This window comes from bacterium (genome assembly GCA_035549195.1).
Taxonomy (GTDB): Bacteria; Oederibacteriota; Muellerivitia; order Muellerivitales; family Muellerivitaceae; genus DASZRK01.
The window spans coordinates 14,865-32,783 of record DASZRK010000063.1; the positions used below are offsets into that span (position 1 = coordinate 14,865).

18 protein-coding genes are annotated in these 17,919 nt (G+C 60.0%); 15 read left to right on the forward strand and 3 right to left on the reverse strand.

The annotated features are described in order from the left end of the window. Window positions 1–8: 8 nt before the first annotated feature. The 9 genes from VHE12_11425 to glyA all read left to right on the forward strand — a co-directional run bounded on the left by VHE12_11425 (window position 9) and on the right by glyA (window position 8,471). A complete protein-coding gene (locus tag VHE12_11425; protein HVZ81386.1) occupies window positions 9–938 on the forward strand; it encodes a carbohydrate ABC transporter permease in 930 nt (309 codons plus the stop codon). Next, window positions 931–1,509 (forward strand): bis(5'-nucleosyl)-tetraphosphatase (symmetrical) YqeK, encoded by a 579-nt coding sequence (gene yqeK / locus VHE12_11430; GenBank protein HVZ81387.1) that lies wholly within the window; start codon window positions 931–933, stop codon window positions 1,507–1,509. Before VHE12_11425 ends, yqeK begins: the two co-directional genes overlap by 8 nt. After that, window positions 1,506–2,336: a LytR C-terminal domain-containing protein gene (locus VHE12_11435; GenBank protein ID HVZ81388.1), complete on the forward strand. Its 831-nt coding sequence runs from the start codon at window positions 1,506–1,508 to the stop codon at window positions 2,334–2,336. The genes yqeK and VHE12_11435 overlap by 4 nt, the downstream gene beginning before the upstream one ends. Beyond that, entirely contained in the window at window positions 2,308–2,673 is a 366-nt protein-coding gene (locus VHE12_11440) for a hypothetical protein (protein HVZ81389.1), read from the forward strand. Before VHE12_11435 ends, VHE12_11440 begins: the two co-directional genes overlap by 29 nt. After that, complete coding sequence (argS, locus tag VHE12_11445) at window positions 2,670–4,325, forward strand: arginine--tRNA ligase (GenBank protein ID HVZ81390.1); 1,656 nt, start codon at window positions 2,670–2,672, stop codon at window positions 4,323–4,325. The genes VHE12_11440 and argS overlap by 4 nt, the downstream gene beginning before the upstream one ends. A gap of 43 nt (window positions 4,326–4,368) precedes the next feature. Continuing rightward, a complete protein-coding gene (locus VHE12_11450; GenBank protein HVZ81391.1) occupies window positions 4,369–5,082 on the forward strand; it encodes a tetratricopeptide repeat protein in 714 nt (237 codons plus the stop codon). Continuing rightward, entirely contained in the window at window positions 5,079–5,945 is an 867-nt protein-coding gene (locus VHE12_11455) for a type II secretion system F family protein (GenBank protein ID HVZ81392.1), read from the forward strand. Before VHE12_11450 ends, VHE12_11455 begins: the two co-directional genes overlap by 4 nt. Before the next feature lies 1 nt (window position 5,946). Continuing rightward, window positions 5,947–6,816 carry a type II secretion system F family protein gene (locus tag VHE12_11460; GenBank protein ID HVZ81393.1) on the forward strand — a complete coding sequence of 290 codons (870 nt, stop codon included), beginning with the start codon at window positions 5,947–5,949 and terminating at the stop codon, window positions 6,814–6,816. 347 nt (window positions 6,817–7,163) lie between these two features. Next, on the forward strand, window positions 7,164–8,471 hold the full coding sequence (glyA, locus tag VHE12_11465) for a serine hydroxymethyltransferase (protein ID HVZ81394.1): 1,308 nt from the start codon (window positions 7,164–7,166) through the stop codon (window positions 8,469–8,471). 53 nt (window positions 8,472–8,524) lie between these two features. Here glyA and VHE12_11470 read toward each other — a convergent pair whose 3' ends face one another. The 3 genes from VHE12_11470 to VHE12_11480 form a co-directional block, all read right to left on the reverse strand. Further along, window positions 8,525–9,523, reverse strand: a complete 999-nt coding sequence (locus VHE12_11470; GenBank protein ID HVZ81395.1) for a hypothetical protein — start codon at window positions 9,521–9,523, stop codon at window positions 8,525–8,527. A gap of 13 nt (window positions 9,524–9,536) precedes the next feature. Further along, window positions 9,537–10,568, reverse strand: a complete 1,032-nt coding sequence (locus VHE12_11475; GenBank protein ID HVZ81396.1) for a hypothetical protein — start codon at window positions 10,566–10,568, stop codon at window positions 9,537–9,539. 367 nt (window positions 10,569–10,935) lie between these two features. Next, on the reverse strand, window positions 10,936–11,676 hold the full coding sequence (locus VHE12_11480) for a PAS domain-containing protein (GenBank protein HVZ81397.1): 741 nt from the start codon (window positions 11,674–11,676) through the stop codon (window positions 10,936–10,938). Window positions 11,677–11,877: 201 nt separating this feature from the next. On the opposite strand from VHE12_11480, the gene pheA reads away from it, so the two are divergent. From pheA to VHE12_11510, 6 genes are read left to right on the forward strand one after another with little or no spacing between them, the layout of a single operon-like run. Then, window positions 11,878–12,951 (forward strand): prephenate dehydratase, encoded by a 1,074-nt coding sequence (gene pheA / locus VHE12_11485; GenBank protein ID HVZ81398.1) that lies wholly within the window; start codon window positions 11,878–11,880, stop codon window positions 12,949–12,951. 1 nt (window position 12,952) lies between these two features. Beyond that, the gene (gene hisC / locus VHE12_11490) at window positions 12,953–14,044 is read left to right on the forward strand and encodes a histidinol-phosphate transaminase (GenBank protein ID HVZ81399.1); all 1,092 of its coding nucleotides are present in this window, start codon (window positions 12,953–12,955) and stop codon (window positions 14,042–14,044) included. Next, window positions 14,044–14,883 (forward strand): prephenate dehydrogenase, encoded by an 840-nt coding sequence (locus VHE12_11495; GenBank protein HVZ81400.1) that lies wholly within the window; start codon window positions 14,044–14,046, stop codon window positions 14,881–14,883. Before hisC ends, VHE12_11495 begins: the two co-directional genes overlap by 1 nt. Beyond that, complete coding sequence (aroA, locus tag VHE12_11500; protein HVZ81401.1) at window positions 14,880–16,175, forward strand: 3-phosphoshikimate 1-carboxyvinyltransferase; 1,296 nt, start codon at window positions 14,880–14,882, stop codon at window positions 16,173–16,175. Before VHE12_11495 ends, aroA begins: the two co-directional genes overlap by 4 nt. Next, entirely contained in the window at window positions 16,172–16,861 is a 690-nt protein-coding gene (gene cmk, locus VHE12_11505; protein HVZ81402.1) for a (d)CMP kinase, read from the forward strand. Before aroA ends, cmk begins: the two co-directional genes overlap by 4 nt. A gap of 3 nt (window positions 16,862–16,864) precedes the next feature. Next, complete coding sequence (locus tag VHE12_11510; GenBank protein ID HVZ81403.1) at window positions 16,865–17,899, forward strand: adenylate/guanylate cyclase domain-containing protein; 1,035 nt, start codon at window positions 16,865–16,867, stop codon at window positions 17,897–17,899. Window positions 17,900–17,919: the final 20 nt, after the last annotated feature.

The following is a 17,919-nucleotide window of genomic DNA, read 5'->3' on the forward strand; positions in this document are numbered from 1 at the left end:
GGGGAACCATGGAGAACGGTCCGGTCGTTTTCGAAAAAACCAAGGCGCCCCCGGCCAGCCGGGGACTCTTTTCCCACCAGGACAGGAAGAAGGCCTCGGTGAGATTGATGATCCTGCTCGGGACCTTGTTGCTGGTCGCCGGGGCGGTGGTGGTCATGTTGCCGGTCCTCTGGATGGTGCTGGGGGCCTTCAAAACCCCGGCGGAGATCTATTCCACGCCGCAGACTTACCTGCCGGCCCAATTCGGATTGGACAACTTCCTCCAGGCCTTCAAACTGGTGGCCTTCGACCGTTATTTCCTCAACAGTTTCTTCATCTGCGTCTGCGTGGTGGTGGGCCAACTGCTGGTCTGCTCCATGGCCGCCTATGCGCTGACCAAGCTGCGGGTCCCCTTCGCCAGCGGCATCTTCCTGCTCTTCATGACGAGCCTCATGGTACCGGTCGAGGTCCTGGTCATCCCCCTTTACCTGATCATGAAATATTTCCCGTTCGGCCCGGGGGTCCATCACGTGAACCTCATCAACACCTATTGGGCCTTGATCCTGCCCGGCCTTTTCAGCGCCTTCAGCATCATCGTGCTGAAGGATTTCTACGACTCCATCCCCAATGAGATCCTCTACGCCGCCCGCATCGACGGTTGCGGCGAGACCCGCGTCTTCATCCGTTTCATCCTTCCCATGACCGGGCCCATCATGGCCATCCTGGCGATCTTTTCCTTTGTGACGACATGGAACAGCTTCTTCTGGCCCTTGATCGTCCTGAACAACCCCGATTACTATCCCCTGGTCCTGGGGGTGCAAAAGTTGATCGACACCGGGGAGCCTTGGAACGTGGTCATGGCGGCCTTGACCCTGGCCACCATTCCTTCGGTCATCCTGCTGCTCTTCTTCCAGCGCACCATCATCCGGGGCATCGCCTATACCGGGATCTATGGCTGAGGCCGCCCCGGGACCCCAGGTGGTCCGCTGGGTGAAGGCGCGGGTCGGCCCCGGCCGGTTCCGCCATATCCAGGGCGTCGCCCGGACCGCAGCCCGCTTGGCCCGCCGTTCGGGTCTTTCGGTCCCCAAGGCCCTTTGGGCGGCTTGGCTCCATGACAGCGCCAAGGAAATGGACCGCACCCTCCTGCTCCGCTGGGTGGGGAAGAGCCGGGGAAGAATGGATCCCGGGGAGGAAGGGATCCCGGCCCTCTGGCACCCCCATGCGGGAGTGGGGTTGGCCCGGGAGATCTGGGGGATCCGTGACCGGGAGATCCTGGAGGCCATCCGTTGCCATACCCTCGGGAGTCCCGGCATGGCGCCGGTGGCCCAGGTGATCTTCGTGGCGGATTTCATCGAACCCGGACGGCATTTTCCGGGCGTGGACCGGGCGCGGGCCGCGGCTCACCGGGGGTTGGCGGGCGCAGTGACGCTGAAATGCAGGATGACCATCGGGCATTTGATGGGGAATGGCAGGGTCGTCCATCCCCGGTTGCTGGAGACCTATAACTTCTTCATCGGGAGTGGAACGTGAGAGCGAAGATCTGGGGCTATCTCATCGGGGCGGCCGTCCTGGCCGGGTGTTTCCTCGCCTTCCGGTCCCAGGCACCCCTTGTTTTTTTTGTCCTGCGTGACGCCGAGATACCGGAAGCCTTCCGGGTCCAGGTCCCCTTGGGGCCCGGACGGCCGCAGGTCGATCCGGTGCAACTGGATGCCGGCCAAAAAAAGACCGCGATGGAAGTCCTCAAGAGCGGCGATGCGGAACGATTGGAGGGTTTTGCGAAGGGTCTGGGCCGCTTCCATGCCGTTATTGGCCTTCCCGCGGTCGAGGATGCCTGGCCCGCCTTCTGGGAGAAGGGACTCCGGGGGCATGGGCCGGACGACGAATTCGATGACCTGACCTGGGCGGACCGTTCCTACCTGGCCACCGGTCCCCGACCCGCGCCCCCGGCCCCGGGCATGGTCCCGCCGTCCGATCAGGCTTCCGCGCCGGCGTCCAAGCCGACGCCGACCGTGGGGACGACGGCTCCAGCACCTTCCCTTCTGCTTGTGGAAATCCAAAATGGTTGTGGTATAACGGGTGCCGCCGATTGGGTGGCCCGCCGATTGAAGGGTGTCCATGCCCAAGTGGTCGGGACCGGGAACGCCGACAATTTCCGCTATCCCCGGACCCTTTTACGGACGAACCTTTCCAGTTCCCCGGCCCTGGAGGAGGTCCTGGACCGCCTGGGGCTGGACGCTTCCCGGGTGGAGGGGTTGGCGACGCCCATCCCCGGCGTGGATGCGGTCATCGTGGTGGGGAAGGACTTCCCGAAATTGAAGGAGAAGTGGCGTGAGCGAGATCGTCACGGAAAGAAATAAATTCAAGAAGCTCTTCGCCAACACGACCTCCCGGATCCTGCTGGGGGTCTGGCTCCAGGTCAAGGGGTCCCGGTTCTCCATGTCCTCCATCGCCGAGTTGATCTCCTTCCCGGAGGACGCCCTAGAGGCAAAGCTTCAGACCTTCGCCGGGATGGGCCTGGTCCATGTCACGTCGGACCAGGGTGGGGACCGCCAGATCGAGTTCCTTCCCGCGCCATCCTTGGAGATCGAGAAGATCATCCGGGAAATGTTCGAGGGACGTAAGAGCGACCTGGAATCGGTGGAGCTCAAAATGCGGTCCTTGATCTACAAGAACCTGCTGACCCTGAACCCTTGAACCAGGACATCTTCGGCATCCAAAATTCGCTGACCGCTTCCCTCCAAAAGGGCCTCCAGGCCCTGGGACAGGAAGCCTTGCCCATCACGTTGGAAAAGCCCAAGGACGCGGGCCACGGGGATCTTTCCACCCCATTGGCCATGTCGTTGGCCAAGAAACTCCGCCAAAACCCGCTCGTCATCGCCAAGGACCTGCTCGCAAGGACCGAATGGGACCCTTCGCTCATTGAAAAGGCGGAAGTGGCCCCCCCGGGTTACCTGAACCTCTGGCTGAAGCCCTCGGCCCTTCAGTCCCGGCTGGCGGCCTTGATCCAGGAGGGGGACCGATATGGGTCCAACCAAGAGCTCAAGGACTGGCACCTTTTACTGGAATTCGTATCGGCGAACCCGACCGGGCCCTTGAACGTGGTCAATGCCCGGGCGGCGGTCCTGGGGGATGCCATCCGGAAGTTGGTCCAGGCTTCGGGCGGCAGGATTGCCACCGAATACTACATCAACGACGCGGGCAATCAGGCCCGCCTTTTCGGGGAGTCCCTGGCCGCTGCCCTGAGCCGCGCCCAAGGAACCCATCAAGAGGCCCCGGAGGGGGGTTATCAAGGCGCCTATATGGACGACCTGGCCCGGATGGCGCTGGGCCAATTTCCCGCTTCCGATCCAAAGCTTCACGATCCCCAATTCCTGGGGGAATGGGGCATGGACCGGATGGTGGACGGACAAAGGGCTTCCCTGGAGCGCTATGGGGTCCAGTTCGACCGTTGGTTCTCCGAGCGGCGTGGGTTGCACGATACGGGCCTGGTCCAAAGGGCCTTCCAGAAATTGAAGTCCATGGGGCTGACCTATGAGAAGGACGGGGCGGTCTGGATCAAGGCCACCGAGTTCGGGGGCCCCAAGGATGAGGTGCTCATCAAGAGCAATGGGATCCCGGCCTATATCGTGGCGGACATCGCTTATCACCTGGATAAATTGGGCCGTGGCTTCGACCGGGTGGTCAACATCATGGGCCCGGACCACCATGGCCATATCCTCAGTATGAAGGCCACCCATCAAGCCCTCGGGTTCGCTCCCGATCGTTTCGAGGTTTTGGTGGCCCAACAGGTGAGCCTCCTCTCCGGCGGGGAAAAGGTGAAGATGTCCAAGCGGGAAGGGAAGTTCGTGACCATGGAGGAACTTCTCGACCAGGTCGGACGGGACGCGGCCAGGTTCTTCTTCCTGATGCGGGGCGCCAATACCCATTTGGACTTCGACATCGAAGTGGCCAAAAAGCAGACCGAAGAAAATCCGGTCTTCTACATCCAATATGCCCATGCCCGCATCTGCAGCCTAATCCGCAAGGGCGCGGATCGGGGAAGGCGCCCGGCGACGGAACCGGCCCAGTTCGCCCTTTTGGTGGAGCCTGAGGAAAAACTCCTCATGCGGGAGCTCCTGGAGTTCCCCAAGTGGGTCGCGGACAGTGCCCGGGCCTATGAACCACACCGGATCATCATCTACCTGCAGACCCTGGCGGCGGATTTCCACCTGTATTACAGTAAACACCGTGTCTTGGACAGCGAGGAAAACCTTTCCTCGGCCCGCCTGGGACTTGCGCGGGGGGTGAGCCGGGTGATCCACAACGCCCTTTCACTCTTGGGGGTCTCGGCGCCGGAACAAATGTAACCGACGGGAGTTGCGGATTCTTTCGACAGGACGGAGGGGACCCATGAAGAACCTTTATTTAGTCGCTTTCATGACGCTGCTCCTGGGGGGGTGCCATCAGGCCCCTTCGCCCGCAACCCAGTTGGAAGCTGCCCCGCTCGAAAGGATCAAGGAGTCCCTGCGCCAAGGCCGTTACGACGAAGCTTTGGCTTTGGAAAAAGACGCGTCGGGGCAATTGGCGGCGGGCCCTGCCAAGAACGAGGCCCTTTTCTTGCAGACCTACACCCAGATGGTCGGGAGAGGTGATCTGGGAGGGGCCCGGGTCCCCTTGCGCCCGTTGGTCGCGACCTTCCCATCCGGCTTCCTTTCGGTCGAAGGCCAAAAGGCCTTGGCGGATTGCCACTTCTGGCAGGGCCATTACCAGACCAGCGCGAAGGAATACCGGAAGCTCCTGACCGCATCCGGGACAGGACGATGGGAATCCTATGCGCTCTTCCAGATCGGGCTCTGTCTTCTTTTGGAGGACAAGGTCACGGAAGCTTTGGATTGCTTTCAGAACGTGGTCGACCGATTCCCCAAGGATCCCATGGCGGATGCGGCCCAGTTCTCGATCGTGAATTCTTACTTGAAACTGCAGGACCTGAAGAACGCCAAGACCCAATTGCACCATTTGATCACAGCATCCCAGGACCCGTTCCTCAAGACCCAGGCCCAGGAATCGCTCCAGCAGATCGTGGAAAAAGAAACTTTTGAGCGGGAAAAGAGCGTTACCCCATGATGGATCGGCTGGTTCCGGCCCTTTTGGCCCTGGCGGCTATGGGCTTTGGGGCTTTCATCTTTTCGGCGACCCTGAACCTGACCCGGAGGATTGCGGGGAATGATCCCCGGGGAAAAGCTCCCCGAGGACCCTTATGGAAAGGAACTTTCAAGCTTTCCCGCCGTGATGTCCTTTGGTCGGTGGCGGCGCTGGCCGGACTGGTGATCGCGGTCCTTGTGGATCTGGACCTGGGTGTTTGGTCCCTCCTGGTGATCGGCTCCGTTTGGACGGCCGTGAAATGGGGTCCCCGCTGGAAAATGGGATGGGACCTGAGCCGGCGGTCCCAGGTCATCGAGGATCTTTTTCCCCAATCCCTGGGGATGGCCATCCAAGCCCTCAAGACCGGTCAGACGATCCCCCAAACACTTCTTTACCTTTCCGAGGAAACGCCCGCGCCTTTGGCGGATGAATGGAAGCGCGTCTGTTCCGAGATCGAATTGGGTTCCTCCCCGGAAGATGCCCTGTCGCAAATGGCCTTGCGCTTGAGGGGCCTGGACCCGGTCCAGCGTTTTGTGGAGGCCTATCGTATTTCCCGGAGGACCGGGGCCAATTTGACAAGGCTATTGGAGGTCCTCCTGGACGGAATGGAGGAAAAGGCGAGGATCCTCCGGCGCATGAAGGCCATGACGGCCCAGGCCCGTCTTTCCGGCCTCTTGATGGGGAGCCTTCCCTTTTTCCTGGGGGCCGTTTTTTTCCTGATGGATCCGACCATGATGATGCCGCTTTTCACCGACAAGCTGGGGTGGGGCATTCTCCTGGCCGCTGTCCTGTTGGAATCTGCGGGTTTCCTTTGGATCCGCCAGCTGCTCCGGCTGGAGGTTTGAAATGGCATCGCTTTTAATGGTCCTTTGCGCCCTTTCCATCGGTTATGGGGGCTATGGGCTGGCTCGAACGGGCCTGGAGAGATTCGACCGGACGCGGAACGAGGCCCGGCTACGGACCGCCCGGACAACCCGTGTTCGCCGGGTCCCCTTGGCCTCGCTCCTGCCCGTCCTGGAAGGCTGGCTTTCCCGATGGGTGGACCTTCCCTTGTTGCGGGATCATCACCGATCCTTGGGAGATTGGATCCGCCGGTCCAGGAAGGCGGAATGGACAGCGACCCAGGTCATGGCCTACCAGGCCCTGGCCGCCTTCGGGGGTGGTTCCTTTTTTTATCTCCTATCCGATAGCGGGTTGCTGGCCACCCTGGCCTTTGGATTGGGAGCTTTTTATCCGTTCCTGTGGCTCCGGGAGAAAGCCCTGGCCCGGGAAAGGGCGGTGCTGATCGAACTTCCGAACGCCTTGGAGGTCCTTTCGCTCTGCTCGGAGGCCGGCCTTTCCTTGGAGCAGGGCATGGACCAATATGTCCGTCATGCCGGAACCGGTCCCTTGGCGACCGAGCTGGGCGAGATCCTGGAGCAGACCCGTGCGGGTTCGAGCCGAAAAGAGGCGATGGGATCGGCGGCCCTGAGGCTTTCCTTGACCGACTTTTCCCTTTTTACCTCCAGCGTCATCCACGCGGAGAGGTTCGGGACGGGGGTCGCAGGGACCTTGCGTCGGTTGGCCGGGACCCTGCGGGACAAGCAATCCCAACGCGCCGAAAAGGCCGTCCAAGAGATGCCGGTCAAGCTCCTGTTCCCATTGGTCCTCTTCATCATGCCCGTGACATTCCTGATCATTTTCGGGCCCATCCTGCTGCAATTCATGCGTCCTTGAGGCCGGAACGGCTGAAGGGCGTTTTCAAGGCGACCTCCTTTTGGGACCGGATGATGGGGCTCATGGGGTGCGTTCGCTGGCCCCGGGAGCGTCCCTTCCTTTTCTTCCCGGAATGCGGGTCGGTCCATACCTTCTTCACCTTCCTGCGGCCCGATATTGTTTTTACGGATAAAAACAATAAAATCCTGAGGGTCGTGGCGGGAGCGGGGCCTTGGCGTTTCTTCTGGGGCCCCCGTGGTACACGTCATTGCCTGGAAGCACCCCGCGGGACGGCCCGTGCCCATGGGTGGAAGTCGGGGAAAACCCGGCTCGAGATCCTAACGATAAACTGAACCTGGAGGCGGTCAATGGCCTATGAGTTCCTGAAGTCCGATCCGGAGGTCCGCGAAGCCAACCTGAACGAGTTGAGGCGCCAGAACGAGAAACTGGAACTGATCGCATCGGAGAATTTCACCAGCCTAGCGGTCATGGAGGCCCAAGGCGGGGTCATGACCAACAAATACGCGGAAGGCTATCCGGGGAACCGCTACTACGGAGGATGCGAATACGTGGACGTGGTGGAGAACTTGGCCCGGGACCGGGCCCGCAAGCTCTTCGGGAACGCCGAATACGTCAATGTGCAACCCCATTCGGGGAGCCAAGCCAACATGGCGGTCTATTTCACCTTTGTTCAGCCCGGGGACACCATCCTGGGTCTGGACCTTTCCCATGGCGGGCATTTGACCCATGGCAGCAAGGTGAATTTTTCCGGGAAGATGTACAACTTTTTCGCCTATCAGACCCGCAAAGAGGATGGAAGGGTGGACCTGGACCAGGCCCGGGACCTGGCCCGGAAGCACAAGCCGAAAATGATCAGCATCGGGGCCTCCGCCTATTCCCGTGACTGGGATTACAAAGCTTTCCGCGCCATCGCCGATGAGGTGGGGGCTTTCCTCTGGGCGGATATCGCCCACACCGCCGGGCTCATCGCGGCCGGGGAATTGAACGATCCCATGGCCTATTGTCACGTGGTGACCACGACCACCCACAAGACCCTCCGCGGACCCCGTGGGGGAATGATCCTGATGGGCAAGGATTTCGATAATCCCTTCGGCCTCACGGCCCCCAAGAGCGGCCGGACGAAAAAAATGAGCGAATTACTGGACAGCCAGATCATTCCCGGCATCCAAGGCGGTCCCTTGATGCACGTGGTGGGCGCCAAGGCGGTGGCTTTCGGGGAGGCTTTGAAACCCTCGTTCAAGGACTACGCCAAGCGGGTCAAGGCCAATGCCAAGGCCCTCTGCGGGGCCCTTCAAGGTTTCGGTTTCGAGGTGGTCTCGGGGGGGACCGAGAACCATTTGATGTTGATCGACCTGCGCAACAAAAAGATCAATGGAAAACAGGCCCAGTTGGCCCTGGACGAGGCCCATATCACCACCAACAAGAATTCGGTGCCCTGGGACGCCGAATCGCCGCTCTTGACGAGCGGGCTTCGGCTGGGGTCCCCGGCCTTGACGACCCGCGGTTTCGGCGAAAGGGAATTCGAGAGCATCGCGGGATGGATCAACGCGGTCCTGTCGGCGCCGGAAAGTGAGGCGGTCCGAACGAAGGTCAAGGGCGAGATCGCGGAATTGACCCGGAAGTTCCCGCTTTATCCCGAGTTGCTGAAGGATTAGGCGATAAACAAAAAAAGGCCGGATCCGATCGGATCCGGCCTTTTTTATTGGGTTTATTTCTTGGCGGGTGTGGGGGTCGGGGAATCGGCCGCGACCAGGATACGGGCGGCCGCCCAGGAGGGTGAAGAACCGCTGGGGAGCATCAGGTCCTTGATATCGGTCCCGTTGGCGTTGGCCATGAAGATCTTGGTGCCAACATCCTCCCCGGTCCCAAAAGAGGTGAAGACGATCTTGCGGTCGTTCTGGGCGAACCGGGGGCTGAGGCTCCGATTGTTATTGGTCAGATTGAGAGGATCGCTCCCGTCCAAGGCGTTGAAGGTATAGATCTGGGTGGTGTTGGAACGGTAAAGGTTGGCCAGTACCTTCTTCCCGTCCGCCGAAAGGGAGGGGGATCCCACGTTCCAATCGGTATAACGGGTGATCCGCTGGGCCGACTTTTCGGACAGGCTGTAGGACCAAAGATTGAAGACCGTGTCGTCCAGGTCCGAAAGATAGTAAAGGTTCTTACCGTCGGCGGAGAGGAAGGGACAGATGGCATTGCGTCCGACCATGAGCGTCTCGGGGTCGTATCCGTCGGGATCCATGGACCAGATGTCCCCATGGAGCGAATAGAGGATCCTCTTTCCATCGAGGGACCAGGAAGCGCTGTCGTTGATGAGCAGGTTCTGGTACTGCGTCGGCAATAGGTTCGTGCCCTCGAAGGTCAACTGGGTCCGCCGGCTTCCATCCAGGTCGATCTTCCAGAGATTGTAATTCCCGTCCGGGCTCTCGGCGTTCGACCAGTAAACCACTTGGTCCCCCTTAGGGGAACAAACAGGGAACCACTCCACGCTTTTTCCGCTGGTGAGGGGGGTGATCTGCGAATTCTCAAGGTCCAGGCGGACCAAGTGGCCGCCTTGGACAAAGACCAAACTTCCGGGCGGGATCACCGGGGTTGGGGTGGGAGGAGGGGGAGGGACCTCTACTTTTTTGGGTTTACAACCCGTTATGGGAAGGGAGAACCCAACGGACAAGGCCAGGGCCAGAAGAAAGAGTGGAACGGTCTTTTTCATGGTTCGCTGGACCTCATTTCTTCGACCAGCAGGGTTGTTGGGGCGCGATGGCGGCCAAACGGGTCTTGTGGGCGCCAGTGGCGGAATCCATGACCCAAAGCTCACCGGATTGGACGTAAGCGATCTTGCTGCCATCGGGGGAGAAGATCGCATTGTTCACGCCGGGTTCGGTCAAGAACTTGACCGTTCCGGGATCGGAGCCGTCCTTGGAAGGTTTATCCACGACCGCCACCCGGTAGGCCTCTTCACTGGGGTCCTTCTTGGCCAGGAGCATAAGGAGGCTGGTGGTTTCCGAAGGGGAATAGGTCAGGAGGTTTCCGAGGGGGATGGTTTGGTTGACCAGGATCGCTTTGGAGACCGAACGTTCGGAGGAAGCGGAATAGACCGAATCCCCTCCAACGGCGTAGGCCACTTCCCGGGCGTCGGCCGACCAAGTCATATCAAAGATGGGTCGAGAGGTCTCGGCCAGTCCCAACTCGTCCAAAAGACGGGGATTGGAAAGGCGGAGGCTGAAGTGGTCCATGCCCTTGCGGACCAAAAAAGCCACGTATTTATTGTCCCGATGGGGTGCCCATTCGACCTGAACGACCGAAAATGCCGGGTCCTGGGTCGAAAGGGTCTCTTGGCTGAGGCTATCGAGATTCACCTTCCAAAGGGAATTCTTGTACGCAAAGGCGATCTCGTCGCTCTTGGGCGACCAAGAAAAAGGAGCCTTGAGGCTCAATTCGTTAGGGAGGCTCATGTCGGAATAGAAGGTCAATTGCTTGAATTCAGAAGATCCCTTTTTCACCACGAAAAGATTGGGCTTGCCGTCCTTCATATCGGAAAGGAAAGCCAGGATCTTCCCATTCGGGGACCAAAGGGGGAACCAACTGCTGGTCCCCAGGGGGGTCAAGCGAAGACGGGCGGTCCCATCGTTGTTCATGGTCCAAATAATGGGCTTCTTGTCCTCCAAAACAGTGTAGGCGATCTTCTCGATCTCCTCTGGCGTAGGGGTGGCCGTCGGAGTGGCGGTGGAAGTCGGCTTGGCCTTGGTAATGGACATTTCAGTGGACATTTCCAGCCCGGTGCCTGCTTTTTGATCTTTGACAGGGTGGGCGGCAGGGACCTGAACGGTCGGGACCGGCGAGGGGCTGGTTCCGGGGTTCGAGGAAGAGGATTCAGCAGGGGCAGGCGGATTGACAGGTACTTTAGGTTGGATCTTCTTGAAAAAGGGAAGGGAGCGCTTACCGCAACCGGGGATATTGACGTCACAACCCGCGGAAAACAGAAGGATCAGCAACAACATTGCGGAAAAAATGGACAGGCTTTTTAAGGTTTCGCGCAAATCGTTGTTCCCCGAAGAGATGAAGTTGTTGGTGCCAAACCGTTGAGAAGCAGTCTAGAAGGTCCCCCCCTGAAAGTCAACGAAATCAGGGGTTTTTGGGGTTTTGGGAGGTCTCCATCGGTTCTAGGAGCAAGAGGTGGCCTTCGTTGACCGGCTCTAAAGTGACCTGCAAAGCGGGGGCTTTGGGAAAAGCTCCAATTACCTTCTGTTTTTCCCGGGTCTCCATGGCCTGAAGAAGGGAAGGATCAGGATATAGGTCCAAAAGATGCCCGTTCAAAAGATCCTTTCCAGGGAGGCCCAGGAGTTCCGCAACGGCAGGACCTGTCCCCCGGATATTGAAATGAGGATCGATCAAAAGGTGGCCGGCCGATAGGGCGGGCAGTGGCACGTGGATCTCCCGACCGGGTACCGAAGGAGTCGAGGCGGGAAGGGAACCCGGAATAGGGTCTGGAACCGGTCGATATCGGGATGGAAGCATCAAAAAACAGAGACCCAAAAGGAAGGTCAATAGACCGCACGATGAGGCAGTTTTCCATGGATCGAGGAGAGGAGCAAGTTCCAGGATGAAATGGTATTGAGCATTGTCCTCGCCGGTGAAAGAGGCCTCGTGGAGGATCGAATCCGGAAAGAGGAAACGGTCCCCATCGTTCCCGGGCCGTGGTAATAAGCTCTGATTCCCGCCCGAAAGGATCGGGGTATCGTTGCGGGTCACCCGAAAGACCCGGGTCTGCTCCATGGACTCCAGGGATTTTCCCCAATCGATGGCGCCCATATCGTCGCCCGATCGGAGGATATATCGAAGATGGTCCTGAAGGACCTGGGCCAAGCCGGTTTCCTGCTTGAGGTCAAAATGAAGAACACACCCAAAAGAGATGGCAAAGACCGCCAAGGCGGGAAACAGGATGAGGGAGGCCATTTTAAAGGGGAAAGGGCGTTCCATTGTCTTTCCAGGGTTTTCAAAAAGGGCTATAATCCGGCAACATTTTTCATTTTAGGGCATTTCCAAACCCAATAAAGCGGGAAAACCTTGAAAAAAGACCTGAAACACTACCGTGATGCCATCGATCGGGTGGACCAACAACTGGTCAAGTTATTGAACGAACGAGCCCGCCATGTCCTGGGGATCAAGGAACTCAAGGACAAGGGGGCTCTGCAATTCTATGCTCCGCACCGGGAAAAAGAGGTCTATCGGCGGGTGGCCAAGGCCAACCAGGGACCCTTTCCCACGGAGACCCTCCATTCCATTTTTTGCGAGATCATGTCGGGTTCCTTGGCTTTGGAATCCAAACTGAAGGTCGCCTTTTTCGGACTGCCCGGGACCAACACCCACATCGCCGCTCTCCAGAAATTCGGACATTCCAGTGATTACATTTCCGGCCCGACGCTGAAGGACGTTTTCCTGGAAGTGGAGCGGGGACGGGCCCATTACGGGGTGGTCCCCATCGAGAACTCCACCGAAGGCATGGTCAACCATACCCTGGACCTCTTCGTGGAATCGGACCTGAAGATATGCTCCGAGATCCTCATGCCCATCTCCCACACCCTCATGTCGAGGACCGGGTCGCTCCAAAAGGTGAAGACGGTCCATAGCCACCCGCAAGCCCTGGGGCAGTGTCGGATCTGGCTGGAAGCCAACTTGCCGGGCATCAAGGTGGTGGAAAGCGCCAGTACGGCCAAGGCGGCCCAACAGGCGGCTTCCGATGCCAAGGCCGCGGCCATCGCTCCGGACCTAGCCGCCAAAATGTACCGGCTGCGTCCCATCGCGCGGCATATCGAGGACATGCAGGACAACTACACCCGCTTCCTGGTCATCGGCCGCACCAATGCCGAGCGGACGGGCGCGGACAAGACCTCCCTCATGGTCTCCATCAAGGACAAGGTGGGCGCCCTTTTCGCGCTCCTCCGTCCTTTCGAGAAACGAGGGTTGAACCTGACGAGCATCGAGTCCCGTCCTTCGCGGAAGAAGGCCTGGGATTATTATTTCTTCATCGACTTCCTGGGGCACATCAGCGATCCCCTGGTTTTGGAGGCGGTGGAGGAGATCGAATCGGCTTCCCTGACGGTAAAAGTGCTGGGTTCCTATCCCCGCAGCGAGAATTAAGATGGCCTTTCCCGTCGCCTTTCGTGCCCATTTAGCGGCCATGAAGCCCTATGTTCCGGGCAAGCCTATCGAAGAGCTCGAACGGGAACTCGGCATCACCAACGCCTCCAAATTGGCCTCCAACGAAAACCCCTTGGGACCATCGCCCAAGGTCCTTGAGGCGATCCAAAAAGCCCTGCCTAAGATCGGGCGTTACCCGGATGGGGGGGCCCATCATCTTTCGGGAGCCCTGGCGAAACACTTGGGCGTGGACCCCAAGCAAATCCTGTTGGGCCATGGTTCGAACGAGCTTCTGGTCCTTTTGGGACAGATGGTCCTGTCGCCGGGCGATGAAGTCCTTTTTTCACAGGGAAGTTTCCTGCTTTACCCGTTGGTGGCCCAACTCTTCGAGGCGAAACCGGTCGAGGCCCCGGCCAAGGAGTTCACCCACGACATGGGGGCTTTCCTCAAGGCTTTGACGCCCAAGACCCGGTTGGTCTTCCTTTGCAACCCCAACAATCCGACGGGGACCATGATCCCGCTCGCCCAGGTGGAAGACTTCCTGAAGGCCTGCCCCCCGCAGGTCCTAGTGGTCCTGGACGAGGCCTATTACGAATACGTGGAAGATCCGGCTTATTTCGGTTCCATTGCCCTTTTGTCGAAATATCCGAACCTGGTGGTCCTGAGGACCTTTTCCAAGGCCTACGGGCTGGCGGGCCTGCGTGTCGGCTACGGCGTGGCCCGGCCCGAATTGGTGGAGATCTACCAAAAGACCCGCCAGCCCTTCAACGTGAACAGCATGGCCATGACAGCGGCCGAGGCCGCCTTGGGCGACCCGGACCACATGAAGAAAGCGGTGGAATTGAATGGACGTATGCGCAAGGTCCTGTCCGACGGCCTGCGTGAACTTGGATTGCGGCCCTTGCCGACCCAATCCAACTTCGTTTATTTCGAGATCGAAGGAGCACCGGACCTCTACCAAGCGCTCCTCCAAAAGGGGATGATCGTGCGTCCCATGGGCCCGGGGGCTTTGCGGGTCACCACGGGTACGGAGGCCGAGACCCGGTCCTTCCTCAAGGCCTTTCGCGAAGTGCTGGCCTGGGGGAAGAAGTGATGCGCCCCAAGGTCGCGATCATCGGGGTCGGACTCCTGGGCGGATCCATCGCTTTGGGACTTCGGAAACGGGGCGGTTTCCGGTTGGTGGGGTGGAACCACCGGGCTTCCTCGCGCAAGAAGGCGGCGAAGTTATTGCCGGTGGCCACGAGCTTCGAGGAGGCGGTGAAGGATTCGGATATCGTCCTTCTTTGCGCCCATTCCTCGGCCATTGGTGAGGAACTTCGGCGGATACCGGCGATTTCCAAACGCCGTGTCCTTATCATGGATGTTTCCAGCGTCAAAGGCGGCATCGTTGCCGCCGCCCGGAATGTTCCCGGCATCGCCCGGCATTTTGTCCCTTGCCATCCCATGGCCGGAAAGGAGAGGTCCGGGCCAGCGCATGCGGACGCCGACCTGTACCGGGGCAAGACGCTTTTCATCACGCCCTTACGGGGAACGCCCCGCGCCTTGGTGAGGAAGGCGGAAGCCTTTTGGAGAATTTTGGGGGCTTTGCCTTGCAAGCTCGATCCCGAACGGCATGACCGGGTGGTCGCCATGACCAGCCACCTGCCCCATCTTTTGGCCTCGGCCATGATGGCGCTCTACGGAGAAAAAGGAGGGAACCCCGCCTTCGCCCGGGCCATCGGGTCCGGCTTCCGTGACTTCACCCGGATCGCCGGTGGTAATCCAACCATGTGGCGCGACATCGTCGAGATGAATCACAAGGAGATCGAACGGGCCCTGAGGGGCTACAAAAGGATCCTGGGATCCATGGAACGGAACCTGAAGTCGGGCAAGGGGGCCTATTGGAACGATTTCTTTGGTAAGGCCAAACGGCGGAGGGAAAAACTCCCGTGAAAAAGATGACCGTCCATCCTGTCCAAGGGCTGAAGGGTACCTTGGTGGTCCCCGGGGACAAGTCCATTTCCCACCGGGCCGTCATGTTGGGTTCGCTTGCTTATGGCAAGACCACTGTCCGGCATTTCCTTGATTCGGCCGATTGCCTCTCCACGGCCGCCATCTTCCGGGCCCTGGGGGTAAAGATCCGACAAAAAGGCGACCGGATGGAGATATGGGGAAAGGGCCTCAACTCGCTCAAGCCAAGCCCCAAGGTCCTGGATGCGGGCAATTCGGGGACTTCCGCGCGGATCCTCCTCGGGCTCCTGTCCGGCCAGCCCTTCACCACCCGTCTGACGGGGGATAAATACCTTCGCCGACGTCCCATGCGCCGGGTGGTCGAGCCCTTGACCCGCATGGGAGCCCGGTTCTCGGGGCCGGACCAATCCAATCTTCTGCCCCTGAGGATCGAGCCGAGACCCTTGAAGGGCATCCATTATGAACTTCCCGTGGCCAGCGCCCAGGTGAAGAGCGCCCTGATGATGGCGGGCCTTTTCGCCCACGGCAAGACGGTCATCACCGAGCCGGCCCCGACCCGGGACCATACGGAACGGATGTTCAGTGCCTTCTCCATCCCCTTCAAAAAAAAGGGGAAGGTCATCACGGTCCCGGGGCCCACGGCGCCCTTCAAGGGAAGGGACCTGATGGTCCCCGGAGACATTTCCTCCGCGGCCTTCTTCATCGTGGCGGGCCTCATCGTCCCCGGTGCCAAGCTCCAGTTGAAGGGGGTGGGCGTGAACCCCACCCGCACCGGCCTCTTGGACGCCCTCGGACGGATGGGGGCCAAGATCACGATCAAGAACATCCCGGTGGGCCGGGGCGAGGAACCCGTGGCCGACCTGACGGTGAGCACCTCGTCCCTCCAGGGGATCCGGGTGGAGGGGGAAATGGTCCCGCGGATGGTCGATGAATTCCCGATCTTCGCCGTGGCGGCCACCCAGGCCCATGGGACCACGGTGGTCAGGGACGCCCAGGAATTAAGGGTGAAGGAATCGGACCGCATCCTCATGATGGAAGTGACCCTGCGCCGGATGGGCGCCGATATCCTGGCCACGCCCGACGGCTGGGTCATCAAGGGCCCCACGCCCCTGAAGGGCGCGGTCTGCTCTTCGGGAGGCGATCACCGGATCGCCATGTCGTTGGCGGTGGCGGGGCTCATCGCCCAAGGGGCCACGACCATCAACGATACCGAGAACATCGACACATCCTTCCCGGGGTTCGAAAAAATGCTTCGAAAGGCCTGTATCCCATGAGTCCTGTCATCATCGTCGCCATCGATGGGCCCGCCGGCGCGGGTAAAAGCACCGTGGCCAAGACCCTGGCCAAGAAACTGGGTTTCCTGCACATCGATACCGGGGCCATGTACCGCGCGGTCACTTGGGCGGCCCTACGCCAAAAAGCGGACCTGAAAGATGAGAAGGTTCTGGAGGCCATCGCCCGCTCCGCCCGCATCGAGCTCAAACCCGCCGAACCCCAGAACCGGGTCTTCCTGGACGGGGAAGAGGTGACCCAGGCCATCCGCACCCCCGAGGTCACCCAGGCTTCCGCCCATATCGCTAATTGCGTGCCGGTCCGTCGGATCCTGGTGGCCCGCCAGCAGCAGATGGGCAGGATCGACAGCGCCCCTTACGGTGGGGCGGTCCTGGAAGGAAGGGACATCGCCACCGATGTGTTCCCCGACGCCCAATACAAGTTCTATCTGGACGCCTCGGTGGAGACCCGGGCCAAAAGGCGTCTGGCGGAGCTGGCCAAGACAGGTGTCAAGACCAGTTTGGAGGAGGTCATGGCCGACGTGAAGGCGCGCGACGACCGGGACATGAACCGGGCCGTCGGGGGCCTACGAAAGACCCCCGAAAGCATCGTGATGGACCATTCGGACCTGGGCGTGGAGGAGTCGGCCCAGGCCTTGCTTGAATTCATCCGCAAGAATCCCCGGTGACCCATGAGCGCTCCTGAGGACCGTTTCATTTACAGACCAAAGATCACCGAGTTGACCGGTTGGGCCATGCTCCTTTTCGGCGTGACCGCCGGTTTTTGTTTCTATCTCACGCAAGATCCGGGGGTCTCGGTGGAGGTCGGATCGGCGGGGGCGGTCTTCCTCATTTTTTCCTGGATGGACCTTTCCCACAAATCCCAAAGAGGCCTTTACGTCGAGCTTCAACAGTTCCTTTTACGCTGCAAGATCCTGCCGGCCGACTACAAGATCGACCGCAACCCGAGCCTTTCCACCCTGGAAAAACGGAAGAAGGAATTCATGGATATGGCGGCCGCCCATTTCCAGCAAAGCGAGAAAAAATTGACCGAGGCCCGGTACGTCCTGGACCGTTTCGTGGGGACCAAGGGCTCCCAATTCGCGACGGAGAAGGGACGGCAGGCGGTTTGGGAGGGGCAGGTCCAACGGGCCATCGTGCTTTTTTCGGATGTGCGCGGGTTCACCTCCATGACCGAGAAATTGAAACCCCAGGAGACGGTGCGGTTCCTGAACCGGATGTTCACCGAGTTCGAGGAGGTCCTCGCCTTCGCCGGAGGCGAGATCAACAAGTTCATCGGCGACGCGGTGCTTTGCTTCTTCCCGTTCCCGGAGGACAACCCCGAGCCCGCCGTCAAACGGGCCATCCTGGCGGGACTGCGCCTCCAGGACGCCTTCCATCAGATCCAGGGGACCTTCCGGGAGACCTATTCGGAGTCGGTCCACACCGGTTTGGGCGTGGGGATGGCCGGTGGGGAGGTGATCCTGGGGAACCTGGGGTCCGCCCGCCGGATGGAATTCACCCTGATCGGGGATACGGTCAATCTGGCTTCCCGTCTTTGTTCCATCGCCGAGGACGGACAGGTATTGGTCAACCAGGACTTGGCCCAAGTGGCCGCCGATTCCTTCCGGATGGAAGCCCTGGAGCCGGTGCGGTTGAAGGGCAAGACGGGCACCTATCGTCCCTATTCGGTGACGGGTGAAATGATCCGGCAGGGACTCGCCTGAAACCCGTCCTCCTGTCCGGC

Excerpts from the sequence above, each read along its gene's own strand:
- VHE12_11425 (HVZ81386.1), top strand. The coding sequence starts at position 9 with ATGGAGAACGGTCCGGTCGTTTTCGAAAAAACCAAGGCGCCCCCGGCC.
- yqeK (HVZ81387.1), top strand. The coding sequence starts at position 931 with ATGGCTGAGGCCGCCCCGGGACCCCAGGTGGTCCGCTGGGTGAAGGCG.
- VHE12_11450 (HVZ81391.1), top strand. The coding sequence starts at position 4,369 with ATGAAGAACCTTTATTTAGTCGCTTTCATGACGCTGCTCCTGGGGGGG.
- VHE12_11455 (HVZ81392.1), top strand. The coding sequence starts at position 5,079 with ATGATGGATCGGCTGGTTCCGGCCCTTTTGGCCCTGGCGGCTATGGGC.
- VHE12_11460 (HVZ81393.1), top strand. The coding sequence starts at position 5,947 with ATGGCATCGCTTTTAATGGTCCTTTGCGCCCTTTCCATCGGTTATGGG.
- glyA (HVZ81394.1), top strand. The coding sequence starts at position 7,164 with ATGGCCTATGAGTTCCTGAAGTCCGATCCGGAGGTCCGCGAAGCCAAC.
- VHE12_11470 (HVZ81395.1), bottom strand. The coding sequence starts at position 9,523 with ATGAAAAAGACCGTTCCACTCTTTCTTCTGGCCCTGGCCTTGTCCGTT.
- VHE12_11475 (HVZ81396.1), bottom strand. The coding sequence starts at position 10,568 with ATGTCCATTACCAAGGCCAAGCCGACTTCCACCGCCACTCCGACGGCC.
- hisC (HVZ81399.1), top strand. The coding sequence starts at position 12,953 with ATGGCCTTTCCCGTCGCCTTTCGTGCCCATTTAGCGGCCATGAAGCCC.
- VHE12_11495 (HVZ81400.1), top strand. The coding sequence starts at position 14,044 with ATGCGCCCCAAGGTCGCGATCATCGGGGTCGGACTCCTGGGCGGATCC.
- cmk (HVZ81402.1), top strand. The coding sequence starts at position 16,172 with ATGAGTCCTGTCATCATCGTCGCCATCGATGGGCCCGCCGGCGCGGGT.
- VHE12_11510 (HVZ81403.1), top strand. The coding sequence starts at position 16,865 with ATGAGCGCTCCTGAGGACCGTTTCATTTACAGACCAAAGATCACCGAG.